Annotated in this window: 17 protein-coding genes; 8 read left to right on the top strand and 9 right to left on the bottom strand. The window is 75.1% G+C overall.

Translation table 11 applies throughout. The features are described 5' to 3' along the window. Positions 1-4 precede the first annotated feature (4 nt). The gene (gene mtrA / locus E1212_RS18160) at positions 5-682 is read right to left on the bottom strand and encodes an MtrAB system response regulator MtrA (protein WP_046769651.1); all 678 of its coding nucleotides are present in this window, start codon (positions 680-682) and stop codon (positions 5-7) included. A gap of 161 nt (positions 683-843) precedes the next feature. Between mtrA and E1212_RS18155 the strand changes: the two genes are divergently transcribed. Genes E1212_RS18155 through E1212_RS18135 form a run of 5 tightly spaced genes read left to right on the top strand, consistent with a single transcriptional unit; the run spans position 844 to position 6,541 of the window. Next, complete coding sequence (locus E1212_RS18155; RefSeq protein WP_131984987.1) at positions 844-2,328, top strand: DUF7847 domain-containing protein; 1,485 nt, start codon at positions 844-846, stop codon at positions 2,326-2,328. Further along, entirely contained in the window at positions 2,325-3,008 is a 684-nt protein-coding gene (locus E1212_RS18150) for a DUF4129 domain-containing protein (RefSeq protein ID WP_131984985.1), read from the top strand. The genes E1212_RS18155 and E1212_RS18150 overlap by 4 nt, the downstream gene beginning before the upstream one ends. Beyond that, positions 3,005-4,228 (top strand): DUF4350 domain-containing protein, encoded by a 1,224-nt coding sequence (locus E1212_RS18145; RefSeq protein WP_131984983.1) that lies wholly within the window; start codon positions 3,005-3,007, stop codon positions 4,226-4,228. Before E1212_RS18150 ends, E1212_RS18145 begins: the two co-directional genes overlap by 4 nt. Continuing rightward, positions 4,225-5,238, top strand: coding sequence for an AAA family ATPase (locus tag E1212_RS18140; RefSeq protein WP_131984981.1), 1,014 nt, complete (start codon positions 4,225-4,227; stop codon positions 5,236-5,238). Before E1212_RS18145 ends, E1212_RS18140 begins: the two co-directional genes overlap by 4 nt. A 7-nt stretch (positions 5,239-5,245) precedes the next feature. Beyond that, positions 5,246-6,541 (top strand): DUF58 domain-containing protein, encoded by a 1,296-nt coding sequence (locus tag E1212_RS18135; RefSeq protein WP_131984979.1) that lies wholly within the window; start codon positions 5,246-5,248, stop codon positions 6,539-6,541. Between the two features lie 37 nt (positions 6,542-6,578). Here the strand turns inward: E1212_RS18135 and E1212_RS18130 are convergent, their stop codons facing one another. Next, positions 6,579-7,580 carry a stage II sporulation protein M gene (locus tag E1212_RS18130; protein ID WP_131984977.1) on the bottom strand — a complete coding sequence of 334 codons (1,002 nt, stop codon included), beginning with the start codon at positions 7,578-7,580 and terminating at the stop codon, positions 6,579-6,581. Between the two features lie 86 nt (positions 7,581-7,666). Here E1212_RS18130 and E1212_RS18125 point away from each other — a divergent pair, with 86 nt between their 5' ends. Continuing rightward, positions 7,667-8,710: a helix-turn-helix domain-containing protein gene (locus tag E1212_RS18125; protein WP_131984975.1), complete on the top strand. Its 1,044-nt coding sequence runs from the start codon at positions 7,667-7,669 to the stop codon at positions 8,708-8,710. Positions 8,711-8,757: 47 nt separating this feature from the next. Here the strand turns inward: E1212_RS18125 and E1212_RS18120 are convergent, their stop codons facing one another. Beyond that, entirely contained in the window at positions 8,758-12,471 is a 3,714-nt protein-coding gene (locus E1212_RS18120; RefSeq protein WP_203416973.1) for a S8 family serine peptidase, read from the bottom strand. A 241-nt stretch (positions 12,472-12,712) separates the two neighbouring features. Between E1212_RS18120 and E1212_RS18115 the strand changes: the two genes are divergently transcribed. After that, positions 12,713-13,795, top strand: a complete 1,083-nt coding sequence (locus E1212_RS18115) for an RDD family protein (protein WP_203416972.1) — start codon at positions 12,713-12,715, stop codon at positions 13,793-13,795. Beyond that, entirely contained in the window at positions 13,792-14,718 is a 927-nt protein-coding gene (locus E1212_RS18110) for a GNAT family N-acetyltransferase (RefSeq protein ID WP_131984971.1), read from the top strand. The genes E1212_RS18115 and E1212_RS18110 overlap by 4 nt, the downstream gene beginning before the upstream one ends. A gap of 1 nt (position 14,719) precedes the next feature. Here E1212_RS18110 and ahcY read toward each other — a convergent pair whose 3' ends face one another. From ahcY to E1212_RS18080, 6 genes are all read right to left on the bottom strand, one after another. After that, positions 14,720-16,156 carry an adenosylhomocysteinase gene (gene ahcY / locus E1212_RS18105; protein ID WP_131984969.1) on the bottom strand — a complete coding sequence of 479 codons (1,437 nt, stop codon included), beginning with the start codon at positions 16,154-16,156 and terminating at the stop codon, positions 14,720-14,722. Between the two features lie 238 nt (positions 16,157-16,394). Then, entirely contained in the window at positions 16,395-17,345 is a 951-nt protein-coding gene (locus tag E1212_RS18100; protein WP_131984967.1) for a cation diffusion facilitator family transporter, read from the bottom strand. Between the two features lie 42 nt (positions 17,346-17,387). Beyond that, positions 17,388-18,551 (bottom strand): mannose-6-phosphate isomerase, class I, encoded by a 1,164-nt coding sequence (gene manA / locus E1212_RS18095; RefSeq protein ID WP_203416971.1) that lies wholly within the window; start codon positions 18,549-18,551, stop codon positions 17,388-17,390. A 174-nt stretch (positions 18,552-18,725) separates the two neighbouring features. Further along, complete coding sequence (locus tag E1212_RS18090; protein ID WP_131984965.1) at positions 18,726-19,745, bottom strand: SIS domain-containing protein; 1,020 nt, start codon at positions 19,743-19,745, stop codon at positions 18,726-18,728. Positions 19,746-19,764: 19 nt separating this feature from the next. Beyond that, entirely contained in the window at positions 19,765-19,935 is a 171-nt protein-coding gene (locus tag E1212_RS18085; RefSeq protein WP_131984963.1) for a Trm112 family protein, read from the bottom strand. Next, the gene (locus tag E1212_RS18080) at positions 19,932-21,317 is read right to left on the bottom strand and encodes a phosphomannomutase/phosphoglucomutase (RefSeq protein WP_131984961.1); all 1,386 of its coding nucleotides are present in this window, start codon (positions 21,315-21,317) and stop codon (positions 19,932-19,934) included. Before E1212_RS18080 ends, E1212_RS18085 begins: the two co-directional genes overlap by 4 nt. Positions 21,318-21,784: the final 467 nt, after the last annotated feature.

The following is a 21,784-nucleotide window of genomic DNA, read 5'->3' as shown; positions in this document are numbered from 1 at the left end:
CGGATCACCCAGGGCCGGCCTTGTACCCCACACCACGGACGGTCACGACGATCTCGGGACGCTCGGGGTCGTGCTCGATCTTGGAGCGCAGGCGCTGGACGTGCACGTTGACCAGGCGGGTGTCGGTGGCGTGGCGGTAGCCCCACACCTTCTCGAGCAGCTCCTCGCGGGTGAACACCTGCCACGGCCGGCGGGCCAGGCAGGCGAGCAGGTCGAACTCGAGCGGCGTCAGCGAGATGGGCTGGCCGTCGCGCTTGACCGAGTGGCCGGCCACGTCGATGACGACGTCGCCGACCTGCAGCGTCTCGGGCTTGGGGTCGTCGGTGCGGCGCAGCCGGGCCCGCACGCGCGCGACCAGCTCCTTCGGCTTGAACGGCTTGACGACGTAGTCGTCGGCGCCGGACTCGAGCCCTACGACGATGTCGACGGTGTCGCTCTTGGCCGTCAGCATGACGATGGGCACGCCGGACTCGGCGCGGATCTCCTTGCACACGTCGATGCCGTCGCGGCCGGGCAGCATCAGGTCGAGCAGCACGAGGTCCGGCTTGAACTCGCGGAACGCCGGCAGCACGTCGTCGCCGCGCGTGATGATGGCGTGCTCGTAGCCCTCTCCGCGCAGCACGATCCCGAGCATCTCGGCCAACGCGGTGTCGTCGTCGACGATGAGCACACGTCCCTTCATGTCCATATGGTGACACCGAGAAGGCCCGGGAGTGAAAAAGTCGCTCATCAGGCCGCCCGCGGGACGCGCCGGCGACGGGTCGAAGCGCTGTCCAGGGGACGTGACAGGATTGAGCCGAGACCGGCATGGCCCGCGGCGACGTCGCGGGAGAAGGGAGCCCGATGTCCGGGAACGCGGGGTCGCCTCCGCCGGACGACGACGCGCGCCAGAGCGACGCGGCCGGCGCCGGCGACGACGCGAGCGCGCCCGCTCCGCCGCCGTACCCGGGCTGGTCGCCGCAGCAACCGCAGCCGCGCGGCTGGGGCGCCGCACCCGGCGGCCCCGGTCAGGGCGCACCGGGGCAGGGCGACGCACCGGGGCAGGGCGGCGCACCAGGTCCGGCCGCCCCCGGTCAGGGTTACGAGCCGCATCAGGGCGCTCCCGGCCAGGGCCCTCCCGGCCAGGGTGGCCAGCAGGCCGGCGGCTGGTCCGCCGGCGGCTGGGGACCCGCGCCCGGCGGTCCCGGCCCCACCGGCCCGCCCGGCGCACCCGGCCCCGGCTACGGCCACGGGCCGGGCTACGGCCACGGGCCGGGCTACGGCCCGGGCGGTCCCGGCTACGGCCCTGGCCCGGGCCAGTACGGCGCCTGGGCGTCCGGCACCGGCCACACCTGGAAGGCGCCCGACGTCAAGCCCGGCGTCATCCCGCTGCGCCCGCTGGGGGTCACCGAGATCCTCGACGGCGCCATCACGACCATCCGGCGCAACCTCGCCGCCATGCTGGGGCTGTCCGCCGTCGTGGCGGCCGGCACGCAGATCCTCTCGTCGGCGGTGCTGGCCTGGATCTTCGGCGAGGCGATCACCGAGCCCGACCTCGGCATGTCCGACGCCGACGCGCTCGAGTCGCTGTCGCGCGGCATCCCGGCGGCCCTGCTCGGCTGGCTGGTCACGCTCATCGCCACCGTCTTCCTCACCGGCGTGCTGACGGTCGTGGTGGGGCAGGCGGTGCTCGGGCGCGATCTCTCCATCGGGCAGGCGTGGCGCGAGTCGAAGGGCCGGCTGCTGCGGCTGCTCGGGCTCACGCTGACCTACACCCTCATCTGGTTCGCCCCGGGCCTCACGGTGCTGGTGCTGGCCCTCGCAGTGGGGCTGGCCGGTGGGTCCGGCGCCGCGGCCGTGCTGGTGGGCCTCACGGCCATCGCCGCCATCCCGATCACGGTGTGGCTGTACGTGCGCTACGCGCTGTCGACGCCGGCCATCATGCTCGAGACCACCAACGCCGACGGCGCCACGCGGCCCATCCGGGTCTTCGAGTCGCTGCGCCGGTCGGCCACGCTGGTGCGCACGTCGTGGTGGCGCGTGTTCGCGATCCTGCTGCTGATCATGATCATCGTGTTCCTCATCGGGCAGGTCGTGGCGGTGCCGTTCGGCGTCCCGACCATGCTGGGCACCAACGCCTCCGACGACCCCGTCACGTGGTACGTCCTCAACACCCTGGCCGGCATGATCTCGGCCACCATCACGGCGCCGTTCTCCGCCGCGGCGACGGCGCTGCTCTACATCGACCGGCGCATCCGCCGCGAGGGCCTCGACATCGACCTCGCCCGCGCCGCCGGCGTCGACCTGCACGGCCGCGGCGGTCCCGGAGCGCCCCCGGGCTCGCCGTGATCCCGTTGTCGGTGCCGGTCGACCTCGGCCGCGACGAGGCGCGCGACCTCGCCCGCCAGGAGCTCTCGCGCCCGTCCTACGAGCGCGACACCCCCCTCCTCACGCGGGTGCTTCGCTGGATCGCCGACCAGGTCGAGCGCATCCTCGACGCCGCCACCGGCACACTGTCCAGCCAGGTGGGGCTGGCCGTCATCGTCGTCATCGCGGTCGCGTTCGCGGCGGTCGTGATCCTGCGGGCCGGCCCCTTGGCGCGGCGGGCGGCGGAGCGCTCCGGCGCCGTCCTGCCCGACCGCCCGCGCAGCGCCGCCGAGTACCGCGCCGCTGCCGACGACGCCGCCGCCCGCGGCGACTGGCCCACCGCCGTCGTCGAGCGGTTCCGCGCCGTCGTCGCGGGACTGGAGGAGCGCGGCGTACTCGACCCGCGGCCCGGCCGCACCGCCGACGAGGCGGCTCGCGAGGCCACCGCCGTCATCGGCGAGATCGCGCTGCCCGACGGTGCCGGCTCCGGCCGGACGGGGGGCATGCACGTCGCCGCCCGGCTGTTCGACGGCGTCCGCTACGGCGGCGCGGCGGCCGGCCGGGACGACGACCGGCTACTGCGCGCCGTCGACGACGCCGTCACCGCGGCGCGGTCGCGACCCCGTGCCGACGACGGCCCCGTCCTGGCGGTGCCCCGGTGAGCGGTGCGATCACCGTCGCGCCGGAATCGCGGCCGCTCGATCCCACCGGCGCCGATCACTGGCGGCGCTGGCGCAAGCCGCTCGCCGTCGTCGTGCTGCTGCTGGTCACCGCCGTCATCCTGGGCATCGTGCAGAGCCGGGCCAGCCGCGGCTACCTCGACCCCGAGGGCGTCGACAACGCCGGCGCGCGGGCGCTGGCCCGGCTGCTCACCGAGCAGGGCGTCGAGGTCGAGCCGGTGCGTACCCACGCCGACGCCACCGCGGCCGCCGGCCCCGGCGACACCGTCCTCGTCACCGTCCCGGACCTGCTGACCACCGCGCAGGTCGACCGGCTCGTCGACACCGGCGCCCGGCTGGTGCTCGTGGCGGCCCAGGTGCGGGTGCCCGACTACGCGCCCGGGCTGTCGGCCGTGCTGGTCGACGAGCCGCGCTCGGTCGACCCCGCGTGCGAGCTCGCTGTGGCCGAGCGGGCCGGGTCGGCGCGGCTGGGCGGCCTGGGCTACGACGGCGACGTCAGCCGGTCCGAGGGCGCCCGCTGCTACCTCGTCGACGGCGAGCCGGTTCTGGCCGTCACGGCGACCCAGAGCGGCAGCCCCGTCGTCCTGCTCGGCACGGCCGACCCGCTGACCAACGAGTACCTCGACGACGACGGCAACGCCGCCCTCGCGCTCGGGCTGCTGGGCGAGAGCGAGCGGCTGGTCTGGTACCGACCGCTGCCCGAGGGCGCCGCGGAGTCGCCGGCCGCCTTCACCGACCAGCTGCCCGGCTGGGTCCGGGCGGCCGCCTGGCAGCTCGCCGCCGCCGCGCTGCTGGCGGCGCTCTGGCGGGCACGGCGGCTGGGCCGGCTGGTCAGGGAGCCGCTGCCCGTCGTCGTGCGGGCCAGCGAGACCACCGAGGGCCGGGCCCGGCTGTACCGCCGCGGCCGGTCCCGCGCGCACGCCGCGGCCCTGCTGCGCAGCGCCGCGATCCGCCGGCTCGCCGCCACGGCGCACCTGCCCGCCGGCGAGCCCGGACCTGCCGCCGTCGGCACCCTGGCCGCCACCCTCGCCGGCCGCACCGGCCGCCCGGCCGCGGAGATCGTCGCGCTGCTGGCCGGCCCGCCGCCCGCCGACGACGCCGCCCTGGTGCGGCTGGCCGACGACCTCGACGCCCTGGAGAATGCCGATGTCCCCCGGGCCACCGGCGCCTCGCCCACCGGAAAGGATCCCCGCCCATCGTGACCGACGCGTCCACCGAGCAGACCCCGCCGCCGCGCGCGCCCACGCCTGGCAGCACCCCCGGCGACGACGCCCGGGCCGCGCTGACCGCCGTCCGCCACGAGGTCGCGAAGGCCGTCGTCGGGCAGGACGCGGTGGTGAGCGGCCTGGTCATCGCGCTGCTCTGCCGCGGCCACGTGCTGCTCGAGGGCGTTCCCGGCGTCGCCAAGACGCTGCTCGTCCGCGCGCTCGCGGCGACCCTGCACGTCGAGACGAAGCGGGTGCAGTTCACGCCCGACCTCATGCCCGGCGACATCACCGGCTCCCTGGTCTACGACGCCCGCACGGCGGAGTTCTCGTTCGTCGAAGGGCCGGTCTTCACCCACCTGCTGCTCGCCGACGAGATCAACCGCACGCCGCCGAAGACCCAGGCCGCGCTGCTCGAGGCCATGGAGGAGCGGCAGGTCACCGTCGACGGCGAGCCGCGCGCGCTGCCCGACCCGTTCCTCGTCGCCGCCACCCAGAACCCGGTCGAGTACGAGGGCACCTACCCGCTGCCCGAGGCCCAGCTGGACCGGTTCCTGCTCAAGCTCACCGTCACGATCGCCGAGCGCGACGACGAGATCGCCGTCCTGCGCCGGCACGCCGAGGGGTTCGACCCGCGCGACCTCGCCGCGGCCGGGCTGCGGGCGGTCGCCTCGCCGGCCGACCTCACCGCCGCGCGCGACGCCGTCGCCGCCGTCCGCGTCGAGCCCGACGTGCTCGGCTACGTCGTCGACGTCTGCCGGGCCACCCGCCTGTCGCCGTCGGTGCAGCTGGGGGTCTCGCCGCGTGGAGCGACGGCGCTGCTCAAGACGGCGCGCGCCTGGGCCTGGCTGTCCGGGCGCGGATTCGTCACGCCCGACGACGTCAAGGCGCTGGCCCGGCCGACTCTGCGGCACCGGCTCACGCTGCGGCCGGAGGCCGAGATGGAGGGCGTCACCGCCGATTCCGTGCTCGAGACGGTGCTGGCCACCGTGCCGGTCCCGCGCTGACGCGCCCATGGTGCTGACCGGGCGGGCCGCCGTGCTGGCGGCCATCGGCGCGGTGGTCGTCGCGGCCGCCGTGCCGACGACGGCCGGCGTCCTGCTGGTGACCGGCGTGGTCGTGGCGCTGGCGCTGGCCGACGTCGCGCTGGCCGGCTCCCCGCGGTCGCTGCGGCTGTCGCGCGACGGCGACCACACCGCCCGGCTCGGCACGACGGCGACGGTACGGCTGGGCGTGCGCAACGACGGCCGGCACCGCGTCCGCGGCCTGCTGCGCGACGCCTGGCCGCCGTCGGCGGGGTGCGCCACCGATCGCGTCGCCCTCGACGTCCCGGCACGCGAGCGCCGTCTGATCGAGACGTCGTTGCGGCCGACGAGGCGCGGCGACCGGACCGCCGACCGCGTGACGGTGCGCAGCATCGGCCCGCTCGGGCTGGCCGGGCGGCAGGTCTCGCACTCCGTCCCGTGGACCGTCCGGGTGCTGCCCCCGTTCCACGCCCGCCGTCACCTGCCGTCGCGGCTGGCGCGGCTGCGCGAGATCGACGGCCGGTCCGCGGTGCGGGTCCGCGGCCAGGGGACGGAGTTCGACTCGCTGCGCGAGTACGTCCGCGGCGACGACGTCCGCTCGATCGACTGGCGCGCGACCGCCCGGCACGGCGGCGTCGTCGTGCGCACCTGGCGGCCCGAGCGCGACCGGCACGTGCTGATCGTCCTCGACACCGGCAGGACCTCGGCGGGGCGGGTCGGCGACGAGCCCCGGCTCGACGCCGCCATCGACACCGCGCTGCTGCTCGGCGCGCTGGCGGCCCGGGCCGGCGACCGCGTCGACCTGCTCGCCTTCGACCGCCAGGTGCGCGCCGACGTCGCGCGGCTGGGTGCGACGGACGTGCTGGGCCGCATGGTCGGCACGCTGGCCGTCCTGGAGCCCGAGCTGCTCGAGACCGACTACCGGCAGCTCACCGCCGAGGTCTTGGCCCGGGCCCGGCAGCACGCGCTGGTCGTGATCGTGACGGGGCTCGACTCCGGCGCCGTCGAGCTCGGGCTGCTGCCGGTGATCGGGCAGCTGACCCGGCGGCACACCGTCGTGGTGGCGTCCGTCGCCGACCCGCGGCTGGCGTCGCTGGCGGCCGGTCGGGGCGACTCCGACGCCGTCTACGCCGCTGCCGCCGCCGAGCACGACCGGCTGGCGCGCGCCCGGCTGGCCGAGCTGCTGTCCCGCCGCGGCGCCCACGTCGTCGACCAGCCGCCCGCCGACCTCCCGCCCGCCGTCGCCGACGCCTACCTGGAGCTGAAGGCCACCGGCCGCCTCTGACCCCGTCACCCTCACCGACGTCGATCGGGGGCCGCCGTCAGCCGGCGACGGGGAGGGTGTCGGCGCGGGCCGACCGGTCGATGTCGCCGACCTCGCCGGCCAGCACCGCCCGCCGTCCGTACACCCAGACGTAAGCGATGAAGAGCGCCTCGGCGAGCACCCCGATGGCGATGCGCGCCCAGGTCGGGAGGCCCGACGGCGTCACGAACGCCTCGATGACGCCGGAGATCAGCAGCACGCCGGCCAGCCCGAGCGCCATGCCGATGGTGGCCCGGCCGGTCTCGGCGAGCGCCTCGGCGCGGCTGCGCGGGCCGGGATCGACCACCGTCCAGCCCAGCCGCAACCCCGCGCCGGCCGCGACGAACACCGCCGTCAGCTCCAGCAGGCCGTGCGGCGTGATGAGGCCGAAGAAGACGTCGAGCCGGCCGGCCGCGGCCATGAGCCCCGCCGACGCCGCGACGTTGACGGCGTTCATCCACAGCACGTAGACGACCGGGATGCCGAGGAACACGCCGAGCGCGAGGCAGGCCGCCGCCACCCAGGCGTTGTTCACCCACACCCGCGCCGCGAACGAGCCGGCCGGGTTCTCGGAGTAGTAGTCCTCGAAGTCGTGCTCGACGAGCTGGCGGATCTCGTCCGGCGCGCCGATGGACGCCTGCACGCTGGGCGTCACCGCGACCCACCAGCCGATGGCGACCGACACGATGCCGAACGCCAGCGCGGCCCCGATCCACCAGCGCCGGCTGAGGTAGACGGCGGCCGGGAAGCCCACCGTCAGGAACCGGACGACGTCGCGCCAGCCGGGGTCATGGGCGCCGGCGATGGCCGTGCGGGCCCGGGCGACCAGCGCGGACAGCCGCCCCAGCACGACGGGGTCGGGCGCGGCCGAGCGCAGCGTGGACAGGTGCGTCGACGCGGCGCGGTAGAGCGCGACCAGCTCGTCGGCCTCGGGCCCGCTCAGCCGGCCGCTGCGCCGGGCCAGCCGCTCGAGCCGGTCCCACTCGTCACGATGGGCGGCGACGAACGCGTCGAGGTCCACCTGCCGTCCCTTCCGCGCGCGCCGGCTCCCGGTGTGTCCGACACTAGAACATCACCTGCCCGCCGCGGCGACGAGGAGGACCGCTGATGCTCGAGGGGACCGGCATCACCGCAGACGAGGAACAGGTCTACCGGCTGCTCGTCCGGGCCGGCGAGGCCTGCGCCGACGATCTGGCGGCGCAGCTGCGGCTGTCCGGCGACGGCGCCCGCGCGGTTCTCGACGGGCTGCTCGCCCGCGGCCTGGCCCGGCGGCTGCCCGGCGGCGACGGCGGCGATCGCTTCGCCGCCAACCCGCCCGATGTCGCGTTCGGCCCGCTGCTGCTGCGCGGCCAGGAGTCGCTCGACCAGGCCCGCGCGGCGGTTGCCGAGCTGGCCGAGGAGCACCTCGCCACCGCACGCCGCCGCGACGCCGGCCAGCTGCTCGAGATCGTGACCGGCGGCGAGGCGATCCGCCAGCGCATCCGGGCCGTGCAGCTCGGCACCCGCTCGGAGATGCTGTGGTTCTGCCGCGCCGGGCACGTGGCGATGCCGTCGGAGGAGAACGACGAGGAGTTCGACATGCTGGCCCGCGGCGTCTCCTACCGCGTGCTGTACGAGCGGCAGCTGCTCGAGGAGCCCGGAATGATCGACAACGTCGCGAAGGGCATCGAGGCCGGCGAGCAGGCGCGATCGGTGCCGACGCTGCCGATCCGGCTGGCCATCTCGGACCGGTCGGTCGCGATCTGCCCGCTGGTCCCCCGCAGCGACGGCATCACCGAGCCGACGGCCGCCATCGTCCGCGACAGCAACCTGCTGACGGCGCTGATCGCACTGTTCGAGAGCTACTGGTCGGCGGCGGCGCCGCTGCTGCTCTCCGGCGGCGTGGCCGTGACCGGCCGCGGGACCGAGACCGGCGGCGTGGCGGTGACCGGTCCCTGGGAGGGGGCGGGACCGGCCACCGCGCTCTCCGGCGACGAGCGCTACCTGCTGTCGCTGCTGGTGGCGGGCGTCAGCGACAAGGCGATCGCCACCCGCCTCGGCGTCAGCATGCGTACGGTCCAGCGCCGCATCCGCGACCTCATGGAGCTGGCCAGCGCCGAGACCCGCATGCAGCTGGCCTGGCAGGTCGCCCGTCGCGGCTGGCTGACCTGACGGCGGCAGAGCTGCCGGGCCGGGGACGACCGCCGCCGTCGCCACCGTCACCGCTGGAGCCCGTAGGCGCGCTCGACGGTCTGGGTGACGCTGTTGCCGTCGGCGTCCGTGGCCTCGACCCGCAGCGACACGTGGTCACCGCGCAGTCCGCGCTCGGTCGCCGTCCAGCTGCCGGAGCCGTCGGGGCGGACGGCGAGCGGCGTCCAGCGCCCGCCGTCGTCGTAGGAGACCCAGGCGCGGAGCCGGACGATCCGCGGCGGGTCCGTCAGGCCGTCGGGGTGGCGCGGCGTGAACGTCAGAGCCGATCCCGGCGCCACCCGGTTGTCCAGGCCGGCCGGGACCCCGTAGTCGAGCTGGATCAGCGGCAGCACCGTGCTCTCGCTGCCGGCCGGCCGCGAGGACCGGAACGTCCACGTCGTGTCCGTGCGCGGCGCGAACTCCCAGTCCGGCCGGTCCCGCTCGGTGCTCAGCTCGAGCCGGTAGCGGCCCGACGCGCCGGTCACCGGGTACGCGCCCCAGACGCCCTCCGTCTCGGCGACGAGCCGGTCGTTCTGGTAGAGCCGGGCCTCGATCCGGTCGGGCGACGAGCCGAACACGGCGGCCTCGGCGCGGCCGTAGTGGCCGGCGCCGGTGTCGACGTACTCCGGGATCCAGATGTTCAGCGTGTCGCCGGTGCGGTACGGGTCGGCGCCCTCGACGCCCGCGGGGATGGCCGGCCGGACCAGCGGCGCGAACCAGGTCTCGTCGATCCGCTCCCCGGCCCGGTAGCTGCGCAGGTCGTGGCTCATGCCGGACAGCACCGGGTTCATCTCGTCCCAGCTGCGGTACGGCAGGACGTGCTGGCGCCAGACGGTGTCACCTGCGGACACGTACTCGACGCGCGTCTGCCCGGTGCCGACCAGCCGCTGGTGCTCGATGATCGTCTCGGACTGCCAGGGCCGCCAGCCGTAGCGCTGCTCCTTCGACCACGGCTCGCCGCCGGGCTCGTGGTAGTCGGCGGTGATGACGGCGCTGTTCTCGCTGCTCACGGTGTGAACGACGGGGTCGGCCACCTGCCCGGACGACACCTGCATGACGTCGTAGAGGTACGGGCTGGCCGCGATGCCGTCGACGTGCAGGCGCAGCGGGCCGTCCTTCAGCCGCTGGGCGATCGCCCGGCCCTCCGCCGGCGAGAGCGTGCCCGCGACCAGCGGCAACCGGTCGCCGGCAGGCTGCCAGAACTGCGGCCAGTCCTGTCCGTCCGGCGGCACGACCAGCAGCATCGCCGCCCCGGCCGCGGCTGCCGGCGCCGACAGCAGGTCCCCGTCGGGGTCGGCCTGCGGCCACACCACGACGGCCTTGCCGCGCACGTCCAGGCCGGCGTAGTCCTTCTCGCCGCCCGCACCGGCCGCGACGACGTCGAGCGTGCGGCGGCCGTCGAACAGCGGCGACTGGTTCAGCGGCTGCGGCGTCGCGGAGAACGCCGCGCCGGCGGCCGCCGTCGTCGTCAGCTGCGGGGCGACGTGCTGCGTGCGCGACATGAACTCGAACACGCCGCCGGTCGCCTCCTCGGTCGGGGTCACCCAGAGCGAGCGGACGCCGTCGAAGTGCATGGTGCCGTTGGTCATGTGACGGCCGTCGACCTGCCGGTGGGTGTAGTAGCCCCAGATGCCGCGCTGCTCGGCCGGCTGCGGCGTCCGGATCTCGACCCGCCGCGTCTCGCGGGCATCCAGCACCACCTCGGTGTCGCCGTCGACCTCGAGGTCCGGGTCGACGACCAGGAACGCCGTCTCCTCGCCGTCGAGGTCGGTCTCGATGAGCGCGTGCAGGAAGTAGTCGCCCTCACCCAGCCGCAGCTCGACCGGGCCGCCCGTGGGAAGGGTCATGACGGTGTCGAACTGCGGGTCCGCGCCGAACAGCACCAGCGGCGAGGTGAACGCCGGCCGGCCGTCCGGGCCGACGGCGCTGACCGTCACCGTCCGCACCGGCGCGCTCTTGACCAGGCCGAGCGTGGTCGCGAGCACGACCGAGCCGTCCGCCGACTCAGCGGTGAGCCGGCCGGTGAAGCGGCCTCGGTCCAGCGCGGCGGGGTCCACGGTGAGGGTGACCGTGGACGTCCCGCCGGCCGGGACCGTCACCGTCGCGGCGCCGAGGTCGACGGCGCCCGCGGCGGGCGGTGCGCCGTCGCGGCCGGCGAGAGCGAGGTCCAGACTCAGCTCGACGGCAGCGGCGGTCGTGTTGGTGTACGTGACGTCGTGGGTGACGGGAGTGGTGTCGCCGTCGGCGTAGGTGCCCAGACCCAGTGAACCGGTGCCGAAGACCTGCTGGCCGACGGCGCGGACGAGATCCACGCGGCCGGCGCCCTGCTCGTCGAGGGTCAGCTCGGGGTGGGAGAGGGCGGTGCTGACCAGGGCGTCCTCGAGCTGCTCGCCGGTCCAGTCCGGGTGCCGCTGGGCCAGCAGGGCCGCGGCGCCGGCGACGTGCGGAGCCGCCATCGACGTGCCGCTGGCGGCGGTGTAGAGCTCGTCGACGGGGGTGCCCATCGCGGTGCCGGCGGCGCGGGCGGCGACGATGCCGACGCCGGGCGCCGTGATGTCCGGCTTGACCGCCTGGTCGCCGAGGCGCGGGCCGCGGCTGGAGAACTCCGCGAGCGACTCGTCGCGGTCGACGGCACCGACGGTCAGCGCGGCGTCGGCGCTGCCCGGGCTGCCGATCGTCACCGAGCCCGGGCCGTCGTTGCCGGCCGAGACGACGAACAGCGTGTCGCTGGCGGCGCTCAGCTCGTCGAGGGCGACGCTGAGCGGGTCGGTGCCGTCGGACGGCCCGCCGCCGAGGCTCATGTTGACGACGTCGGCGCCCTGCTCGACGGCCCACTCCATGCCGGCGATGACGCTGGTCGTGTCGCCGTAGCCGTCGTCGCCGAGCACCTTGCCGGCCAGGATTCGCGCGCCCGGCGCGACGCCGGGCCGGCTGGGGCCGGTGGAGCCGTCGCCCGTGCCGGCGATGGTCGCGGCGACGTGGGTGCCGTGGCCGAACCGGTCCGCCGTCGACGGGCTGCCGGAGAAGTCCGCCGCGGCCACGACCTGGCCGGCGAGATCCGGGTGGTCCGCGTCGACGCCGGTGTCGAGGACGGCGACGGTGACCCCGGTGCCGTCGAGCCCGGCCTCCCAGGCGGCCGGCGCGCCGATCTGCGCGACGCTGCGATCCAGGGTCGCCTCGACGCGCGCGTCCAGCCAGAGCCTCCGGATGCCGCCGGACAGCGTGCTGACGGCGTCGCCCTCCGGCGCCAGCGCGGCCCAGAAGGCGGCGGCGTCCTCGGCGGCGACGTCGAGCCCGCGGCCGCCGATGCTCGCCAGCTCCGGCCCGGCCGTGGCGCCCGCGGGCGCGGCGGCGATCCCGGCCCCTTCGTAGACGGCGATGAGCGGCACCGAGTCGGTGTGGCCCTGCTCGATCAGCGCGCCGACGTCGAACAGCGCCCGGTCCAGCCGGTCCGCCGCCAGCAGCGCGATCGCATCGGCCGGCACGACGAGCGAGCGGCCGTCGATCTCGAACTGGTGGACGGTGACGTCCTCACGTCCCGGCGCCGGGTCGATGCGCACCGACCGCCGTCCGTCCGCGAACTCCGTCACGTGCACGGTGTCGCCGGTGATCAGCGTCACCCGGCTGACCGTGGCCTGCTGCGGACCGGTCGCGGTGCCGGCGGCGATGCCGGGCAGTGGCGTGGAGCTCGGGGCGGCGGAGGCGGGGGTGCTCGCGGCGGCGGTGGCCGCCAGCAGCACCACGCTCGCCAGGGCGGCGATCGGCCGCCCTCGGAGCGGACGGATCGGACCATCCGGACGTGTGGGCCAGTTCGACATGGATCCACGGTGGGGTCCGGAGCGTACGGCTGTCATCGGGCGACGGGTGCCGTGGTTGCGACATGTCGCGATTCGGACAGCCGCCGCGACTGCGGCAGAATGGCCACATGCCGACCGCGAGGTCCCAGGCGACGGCGATTCCCACGAGGGAGAGGACACCAGCCACGTGAGCGACCTGGTGACCGGCGAGGCCGTCCCCCTCGAGCTGCGGCTGGCCAAGCTGCCGTCGCGCGCTCTGGGCCTGCTCCTCGACGCCGCCATCCTGGCCGTCGTCGGGTTCGCGCTGCTGCTCCTGTTCAGCCAGGTCGCGCCCGGTGTCGACGAGGCGCTCGCGGCCGCCCTGATCATCGCCGGGACGGTGTTCCTGCTGGTCGTCATCCCGACGACGGTCGAGACCCTGACCCGTGGCAAGTCCGTCGGCAAGGCCGCGGCCGGGCTGCGCGTGGTCCGCGACGACGGCGGCCCGATCCGGTTCCGTCACGCCCTGGTCCGCGCGCTGGCCGGTGTGTTCGCCGACTTCGTCCTGACGCTCGGCGTCGGCGCCATGGTCTGCTCGTTGCTGAACTCCCGCGACAAGCGCATCGGCGACATCCTGGCCGGCACCGTCGTCATCCGCGAGCGCATCCCGTCGATCACGGCTCCGCCGCCGGTCCTCGACCCGCGACTGGCGCCCTGGGCGGCGTCGCTGGAGCTGTCGCGGCTGCCCGACCAGCTCGCCATGGCCGTCCGGTCGCTGCTGGCCCGTGCGCCGCAACTGGCGCCCGAGGTGCGCACCCGGCTCGCCGTCGACCTCGCCACCGAGGTCGCCGCCGTCGTCAGCCCGCCGCCTCCGCCCGGCACCCCTCCGTGGGCCTACCTCGCCGCCGTCCTGGCCGAGCGACGGCGCCGCGACACCCTCCGCTACGGCGGCCCGCAGCCGCCCTACGGCCAGCAGCAGGGACCGTACCCGGGACCACCGTGGTCGTACGCCGGGCAGCCCGGGCCGTACGCGGGGCAGCAGCCCGGGCCCTACGCGGGGCAGCCGGGCCCGTACGCGGGGCAGCCCGGGCCCTACGCGGGGCAGCCGCCCTACCCCGGGCCGTCGTCCTACCCGGCCGAGTCGCAGCCGTTCCCCGGACCGCAGCCGCCGCGGGGGCCCCGGTTCACGCCGTCGCCGGAGTCCGAGTCGCCGTCGCCGGAACCGGAGCCGTCGCCGGAAGCCGAGCGGCCGCCGTCGCGCACCGACGGCGGATTCGCACCGCCGGCATGACCGACACGGCCGCCGCACCCGGCACCACCGGCGCAACCAGCGCAACCAGTTCGGCCCCGGCCACCTACCGGCGCACCGGCGGGGCCGGTCCCGAGCAGCCGGCCGCGATGCAGTCGCTGGCCGCCCGGCTGTGGAGCTGGTCGAGCCGTTGGCATCCGGGCGAGCTGGCCTGGTTCTGGTGCGAGCACGGCGGCCCGAACCCGTCGCGGCGCACGGCTCACTGGACGCACGACGGCCGAGTGGTGGCGTGGGCGTGGACCCGTTCCGGCGGGCTGGACCTGCAGCTCGACCCGGCGCACCCGGACCTGCTCCCGGAGCTGCTGGACTGGGCCGGGAGTCGGTGGGTCACCGTCCTCGACGCCGAGACGGCGCTGCTCGCCGCGCTGGCCCGCCACGGCTACGAGCCCCAGGACGGCGGCCCGTTCTTCGCCCACCTCCGCCGGTCGCTGACGAACCCGACCGACCTCCCGGGCCCGCCGCCGCTGCCACGCGGGTACACGCTGCGGCCGGTCTCCGGCCCGGCCGACGCGCCCGCTCGGGCCGCCGTCCACAGGGCCGCCTTCGGGGCGCGGTTGTCCACAGCCGGCTACCGCGCGCTCATGCGGACCCCGCTGTACCGGCCGGGCCTCGACTGGCTGGTCGTCGCGCCCGACGGCACCCCGGCGGCGTCGGCGCTGGCGTGGCTGGACGACGAGAGCGGCGTCGCGGTGCTGGAGCCGGTCGGGACCGCGCCCGGACACCGTCGCCGCGGACTCGCCGTCGCGGCCGCGGCGGCCGCGCTCCGAGCCGCCCGTCACCTGGGCGCGCGCGACGCCCGGGTCTGCGCCCGCGGCGACGACGGCGCCCCGGCCGCGCGGGCGGCGTACGAGGCGCTCGGCTTCCGGACCTACGCCCGGAACGTGCGCCTCGCCCGCCGCGCCTGACTCAGTACCGGTACTGCTCGCTCTTGTACGGGCCCTGGACCGGGATGCCCAGGTAGGACGCCTGCGACTCGGTCAGCTCGGTCAGCTTCACGCCGAGGGCGTCGAGGTGCAGCCGGGCGACCTGCTCGTCGAGGTGCTTGGGCAGCGTGTAGACGCCGAGCGGGTAGTCGGCGGTCTTCGTGAACAGCTCGATCTGCGCCAGCACCTGGTTGGTGAACGAGTTCGACATGACGAACGACGGGTGGCCGGTGGCGTTGCCGAGGTTCAGCAGCCGGCCCTCGGACAGCACGATGACGGCGTGGCCGTCGGGGAACGTCCACTCGTGCACCTGCGGCTTGATCTCGGTGCGCACGATGCCGTCGACGGCGGCCAGCCCGGCCATGTCGATCTCGTTGTCGAAGTGGCCGATGTTGCCGACGATGGCCTGGTGCTTGGCCCGCGCCAGGTGGTCGACGGTGATGACGTCGCGGTTGCCGGTGGCGGTGACGACGATGTCGGCGCGCTCGATGACGTCGTCGAGGGTGGTGACCTCGTAGCCGTCCATGGCCGCCTGGAGCGCGCAGATCGGGTCGATCTCGGTGACGACGACCCGGGCGCCCTGACCGCGCAGCGACTCCGCGCAGCCCTTGCCGACGTCGCCGTAGCCGCAGACCACGGCCACCTTGCCGCCGATGAGCACGTCGGTGGCGCGGTTGATGCCGTCGATGAGCGAGTGCCGGCAGCCGTACCGGTTGTCGAACTTGCTCTTGGTGACGGAGTCGTTGACGTTGATGCCCGGGAACAGCAGGGCGCCGCCGCGCATCATCTCGTAGAGGCGGTGCACGCCGGTGGTGGTCTCTTCGGTGACGCCCTTGATCTCCTGGGCCATCGCCGTCCAGCGGCTCTGGCTCTCGGTGAGCGTGCGCTTCAGCAGCCCGAGGACGACCCGCCACTCCTCGGGGTCGTCGTCGGCGGGCTCCGGCACGTTGCCGGCCTTCTCGTACTCGACGCCCTTGTGCACCAGTAGCGTGGCGTCACCGCCGTCGTCGAGGATCATGTTCGGGCCGGCCTGCCCGGGCCAGGTGAGCGCCTGCTCGGTGCACCACCAATACTCCTCGAGCGTCTCGCCCTTCCAGGCGAACACCGGCACGCCGGCGGGAGCGTCGGCGGTGCCCGTGGGCCCGACGGCGATCGCCGCGGCCGCGTGGTCCTGCGTCGAGAAGATGTTGCAGGAGGCCCAGCGCACCTCGGCGCCCAGCGCGACCAGCGTCTCGATGAGCACGGCGGTCTGGACGGTCATGTGCAGCGAGCCCGTGATGCGGGCGCCGGTGAGCGGCTTGCTCTCGCCGTACTCGGCGCGCATGGCCATGAGGCCGGGCATCTCGTGCTCGGCGAGCCGGATCTCGCGGCGCCCGAAGTCGGCGAGTGCGAGGTCGGCGACCTTGAAGTCGTCGGACATGGAACGGTTCCTCTCCCAGAGGACGGCGGATGGGTCGGACCGCGTGGCGGACGCGACGAGGCGGCCTGCGGTGTCCGACCCGGCGCGACCCATCTGGGTCCGCGGCATCACCTGCGCCGGCATGGTGTCGGGCCCGAGTCTACCCCGCTGGGCTGCCCGTCAGCGGATACTCATGATCATCGGCGATCGGCCCCGCCAGGGTGTGGCCGATCGCCGATGATCACGGGACCGGGCGGAGCTACGGGGTGGGCGACGGGGCGCGGTCGATGTCCGGTTCGAGGAAGATGTGCGTCGCCTCGGGGAGGGCGGTGCGGATGCGCTGCTCGGCGGCGTCGATGGCGGCCGCGATCTGCGCGCCGGTCTGGTCGGTGCGCACCGCGAGCTTGGCGGCGACCAGCAGCTCCTCCGGGCCGGTGTACAGGGTGCGCAGGTGGATGACCCGGCCGATGTCGTCGCCGGCGGTGGCGGCGGCGAGGATCTTCTTCACGTTGTCCTCGGCCGCGCCCTCGCCGATGAGCAGGCTGGACATCTCGATGGCCAGGATGACGGCGATGACCACGAGCAGCAGGCCGATGGCGGCGGTGCCCGCGACGTCCCAGTAGGCGTTGTCGGTGATCAGGGCCATGCCGACGCCGATGAGGGCGAACACGAGGCCGAGCAGGGCGCCGATGTCCTCGAGCAGGATGACCGGCAGCTCCGGCGACTTGGCCCGGCGGACGAACTGGATCCACGACTTGCCGCCGCGGACGCGGTCGGACTCGACCACAGCGGTGCGCAGCGAGAACGTCTCCATGACGATCGCGGCGACGAGGACGGCGACGGGGACCCACCACCACTGGCTCTCGAGCAGCTCGTTGGGGTGGCCGGCGTGCACCTCCTCGTACTTGTGGTACGCCTCGTACAGCGCGAACAGGCCACCGATGCTGAACAGCACGATCGCCACGATGAACGCGAACACGTAGCGCACCCGGCCGTAGCCGAACGGGTGCTCGGGTGTGGCCTTGCGTCGGGCACGCCGGCCGCCGACCAGCAGCAGCACCTGGTTCCCGGCGTCGGCGACGGAGTGCACCGCCTCGGCCAGCATGGACGACGCCCCGGTCAAGGCGAACGCGATGAACTTGGTGATCGCGATGCCGGTGTTCGCCAGCAGGGCCGCGACGACCGCCTTGGTCCCACCTTCAGTGGCCATGGTTCAGGGGTTTCCTTCGCTCAGAGCGTGCAGGGTCGGTGACTATCGTGCCTGGTCGAGCGCCGTGGTCAGGGTGAACGCCACGCCGTCGCCGGTCAGGGTCGCGCCGGTCTCGGACGCGGGGACGAACGCCGCGTGCCCGCGCGCCAGGCTCACACCGTCGAGCGAGGCCGAACCCTCGACGACGAGGACGAGGCAGGGGCCGGGCACCATGACCCCGGAGCGACTCAGCAGCACCCGCGCCAGCCGCAGCTCGTCGACCCCCGGGACGGGGTACAGCTCGATCCCGGGGTCGGTCACCACGGGCGCGACCAGCACCTCGCCGCGCGGTTCGTAGCGCAGGATCCGCAGCACCTCGGCGGCGTCGACGTGCTTGGGCGTCAGCCCGGCGCGCAGGGTGTTGTCGGAACTGGCCTGTGGCTCGACGGCGACACCGGACAGGTAGGCGTGGGGGACGCCGGCCGGTACGAACACCGCCTCGCCTGGCTCGAGCACGTGGTGGCGCAGCAGCAGCGCGAGCAGCAGCCCGCGGTCGTGCGGATAGGCCTCGGCGAGCCGGTGTACCAGCGCGAACCGGGGGTCGTGGCGCCGGGTCGACGCCTCGCCGGTCAGCACCGTGACGATCTCGGCGGCCGCGTCGGCGTCGAGCGTCAGCCAGCGCCGCACGAGCCGCTCAAGCCCGTCGTCGTCGCGCAGCACGGCGGCGGCGCCGACGAGGTCCGGGTGCTCGCTCTGCTCCAGGGAGGCGGCGACGGCGACGGGGTCGTCGAACCCGACCAGCGCCTCGAACGGGGTCAGCGCGACCGCCATCTCGGGCTTGTGGTTGCGGTCGTGGTACGAGCGGCGGGGGTCGTCGAGCGCGAGACCGGCGGCGTCCTCGGCGTCGTAGCCCTCGACGGCCTGCTCGATGGTCGGGTGGACCTGGATCGACAGCGGCCGCTGCACCGCGAGGATCTTCAGCAGGAACGGCAGCCTGGGCCCGAACCGGTCGACGACGGCGGCACCGAGCGTCGCGACCGGGTCGGCCTCGATGAGCGCCGACAGCGGCCGGCCGTCACCGGACACCGTCGACGGCGACCCGGGATGCGCGCCGACCCACAGCTCCGCCTCGGGCTGCCCCGACGGCGCCCGGCCCAGCAGTTCGGGGATGACGGTGGGCGAGCCCCACGCGTAGGAACGCACGGGGTTGTCCAGAAGCACGGCCACGAGGCGACAGCCTAACCGGCGAACATGTGAGACCGGGCGGCCGTCGTCGCCCGGGCGGGGGTCTGGCCGGGCGGCCGGGGCCACCATGAGGGTTTCCCGTGCCTCACTAGGGCTGCGGGCGTAGTACGACACGGGACTTCCTCGTGAACGTGATCATCCCGGAACCGGGCGAGGTCAGGCCGGGCGGCCGAGACCGAGCGCGAGGTAGGCCGCCGCGTAGCGGCCGGTGGCCAGCAGCGCCGCGAACCGGCCGATGTCGGGACCCTCGACGGCGCGGACCTCCTGGACCCGCACGGAGCCGCTCTCGGCCGCCGCGTCGAGGCGGGCCCGGCCGGCCACCGCGGCGGGGGTGTCGGCGCCGTCGTCGAGGATGACGAGGGCGGGGCGCGACGAGGCCGAGCCGCCGTCCTCGAACGGGTCGGCGAACAGGTCCGGCTCGGGGGCGCCCTCGAGGATCGGGGCGAGCTGGTCGGCCTCGCCGGACACCGCCGGCCGGCCGCTGGCCGAGCGGAGCGCCTCGGCGACCCTGCGGGCGGCGCGGGCGGCCAGCACCGAGCCGCCCCAGACCACGGGAACGTCATCGGCGATGGCGAGTGCCAGCTCCTTGGCCGGGTTGGCGTCGGCCGGCACGCTCGGCCCGCACCGCTCGGCGACGTCGTCGAGGGCGTCGGCGACGGGCTCGGCCTCGACCTGCGGGCCCAGCCCCATGATGTGCAGCGCCCGCAGGACGGGAACGGCGAGCGCCGTCGGGTCGGCGCTGCCGGCGGGCAGGAAAGTCGTGCCGCGACCGGCCGCCGCCTGGTGCATGGGCGAGCCCTCGGGCGCGGCGACCAGCAGCGCGCAGCCGCGGCGGCGGGCCTCGGCGACGGCGGAGATCTCGTCGTCGCCGTGGCCGTCGCGGCAGACCACGACGACGAGGTCGAGCGGGCCGGCCCAGGCGGGCAGCCCGCGGTGCGGCCAGGCGACGAACGGCACTGGGCAGACCGGCTCGAGCACGGCCCGGAACAGCCGGCCGTCGGGACCGCCGGCGACGACGGCACGCGGCCGGTCGTCGCCGGTGCGCAGCGACGCCATGACGTCGGCGGAGGCGGCCTCGGCGAGGCGGACCTGAGCACCCCAGCCGGCGATCTCGCGCAGGACCGGGTCGATGACGCTCAACGCGTGGGGGTCGTCGAGCGAGCCGTCGAAGAACACTGGGGGCTACTCCAAGGAACTAGCTGCGGGTGCGGGCCTGGTCGGCCAGCAGTACGGGGATGTCGTCGCGCACCGGGTAGGCCAGCGGGCAGCCGGTGCACAGCAGCTCGCCGGCGGCGTCGTCGGGCTCCAGCGGGCTGTGACAGACCGGGCAGGCGATGACCTGCAGCAGCGTCGGATCGAGCCTCACGCGGCCCCCTCCCCCGACCCGCGGACCACCCGCAGGACGTCGTCGCGCACCCGCTCCATGACGGCGCGGTCGGCGCCCTCGACGTTGAGCCGCAGCAGCGGCTCGGTGTTGGACGGGCGCAGGTTGAACCACCACATGGGCGTGCCGGTGAACTCGACGGTGAGGCCGTCGAGACGGTCGGTGGTGACGTCGGGCGCCGTGCCGAAGGCCTTCTCGACCCGGGCGGTGACCGCCTCGGCGTCGTCGACCGTGCTGTTGATCTCGCCCGACGCGACGTAGCGCTCGTACGGGGCGAGCAGCTGCGAGAGCGGGCGGCCGCCGTCGTCGGAGCCCAGCGCGGCGAGCGTGTGCAGCGCCGCGAGCATGCCGGAGTCGGCCCGCCAGAAGTCTCGGAAGTAGAAGTGGCCGGAGTGCTCGCCGCCGAAGACGGCGCCGGTCTCGGCCATGGTCCGCTTGATCAGCGAGTGCCCGACGCGGGTGCGCACCGGGGTGCCGCCGTGCTCGGCGATGATCTCGGGCACGGCCTTCGAGGTGATGAGGTTGTGCACGACCGGCTGGCCCGGCGAGCGCTGCAGCTCGCGGACGGCGATCAGCGCGGTCAGCGCCGACGGCGACACCGGCTCGCCCCGCTCGTCGACGACGAAGCAGCGGTCGGCGTCGCCGTCGAAGGCCAGCCCGAGGTCGGCGCCGTGCTCGCGGACGGCCTTCTGCAGGTCGACGAGGTTGGCCGGATCGATCGGGTTGGCCTCGTGGTTCGGGAAGCTGCCGTCGAGCTCGAAGTACAGCGGCACGACCGTCAGCCCGGGGACGTCGAGGACGGCCGGGACGGTGTGCCCGGCCATGCCGTTGCCGGCGTCGACGACCACGGTGAGCGCCCGCCCTCCGTCGAGCGGGACGAGGGAGTGCAGGTGGGCCGCGTAGTCGCCCAGCGTGTCGCGGTGCGAGACCCGGCCGCGCGCCGCCACCGGCGAGTCGACACCGTCGTCGATGAGGGCCTTGATCTCGGCGAGGCCGGTGTCGTAGCCCACCGGCGCGGCCCCGGCCCGGCAGAGCTTGATGCCGTTGTACCGGGCGGGGTTGTGGCTGGCGGTGAACATGGCGCCGGGCAGGCCCAGCGCGCCGCTGGCGTAGTAGAGCTGGTCGGTGCTGGTGAGCCCGGCCATGACGACGTCGACGCCGGCGGAGGTGACGCCGTCGGCGAACGCCGCCGACAGCGTGGGTGACGTGGGCCGCATGTCGTGCCCGACGACCATGGCTCCGGTGCCGCCGGCGAGCACGTGCGCGGCCGCCCAGCCGATGGCCCGGGCGCTGTCGTCGTCGAGCTCGTCAGGCACCACGCCACGGATGTCGTAGGCCTTGAGGATCGGAGCGAGGGCACGCACGGGCCGACCCTACCCTGCCCGGGTGGCGACGCGGCGACGCGGCGCCGGGGCGACGCGGCGACGGGGCGACGGGGCGACGGGGCGACGGGGCGAGGCTCGCCGGTCGCCGGTCGCCGCGTGCGCCGTTTGCCGATGCCGTGGGCGAGTTGCCCCGGCCGGAGCAGCGGTAGCCCGCCCACGACGCGGAGTCGGGAGGGAGTTCGCGTCGCCATTTGGCGACGTCGGTTGCACCGCTGGAGCTCTGCGGTCGCTTCGGCCGGCAGAGGGCGCACGCGCGCTGGAGGTCTGCGGTCGCTTCGGCCGGCACAGCGCCACACGCCCTGGAGGTCTGCGGTCGCATCCGCCGGCAGAGCGCGCACGCGCCCTGGAGCTCTGCGGTCGGAAACGACTGCAGAGCTCCAGCGCGGCGAAACGGTCCTGGTCGGGACCCGAGAATCCGGGGCCCCGCGGAGGGCCGGCCAGCGCAG

Origin of the sequence: Jiangella ureilytica (assembly GCF_004348545.1) — a bacterium.
Lineage (GTDB): Bacteria > Actinomycetota > Actinomycetes > Jiangellales > Jiangellaceae > Jiangella > Jiangella ureilytica.
Note: the sequence above shows the minus strand (reverse complement) of the source record. Positions and strands in the feature narration are given on the sequence as shown.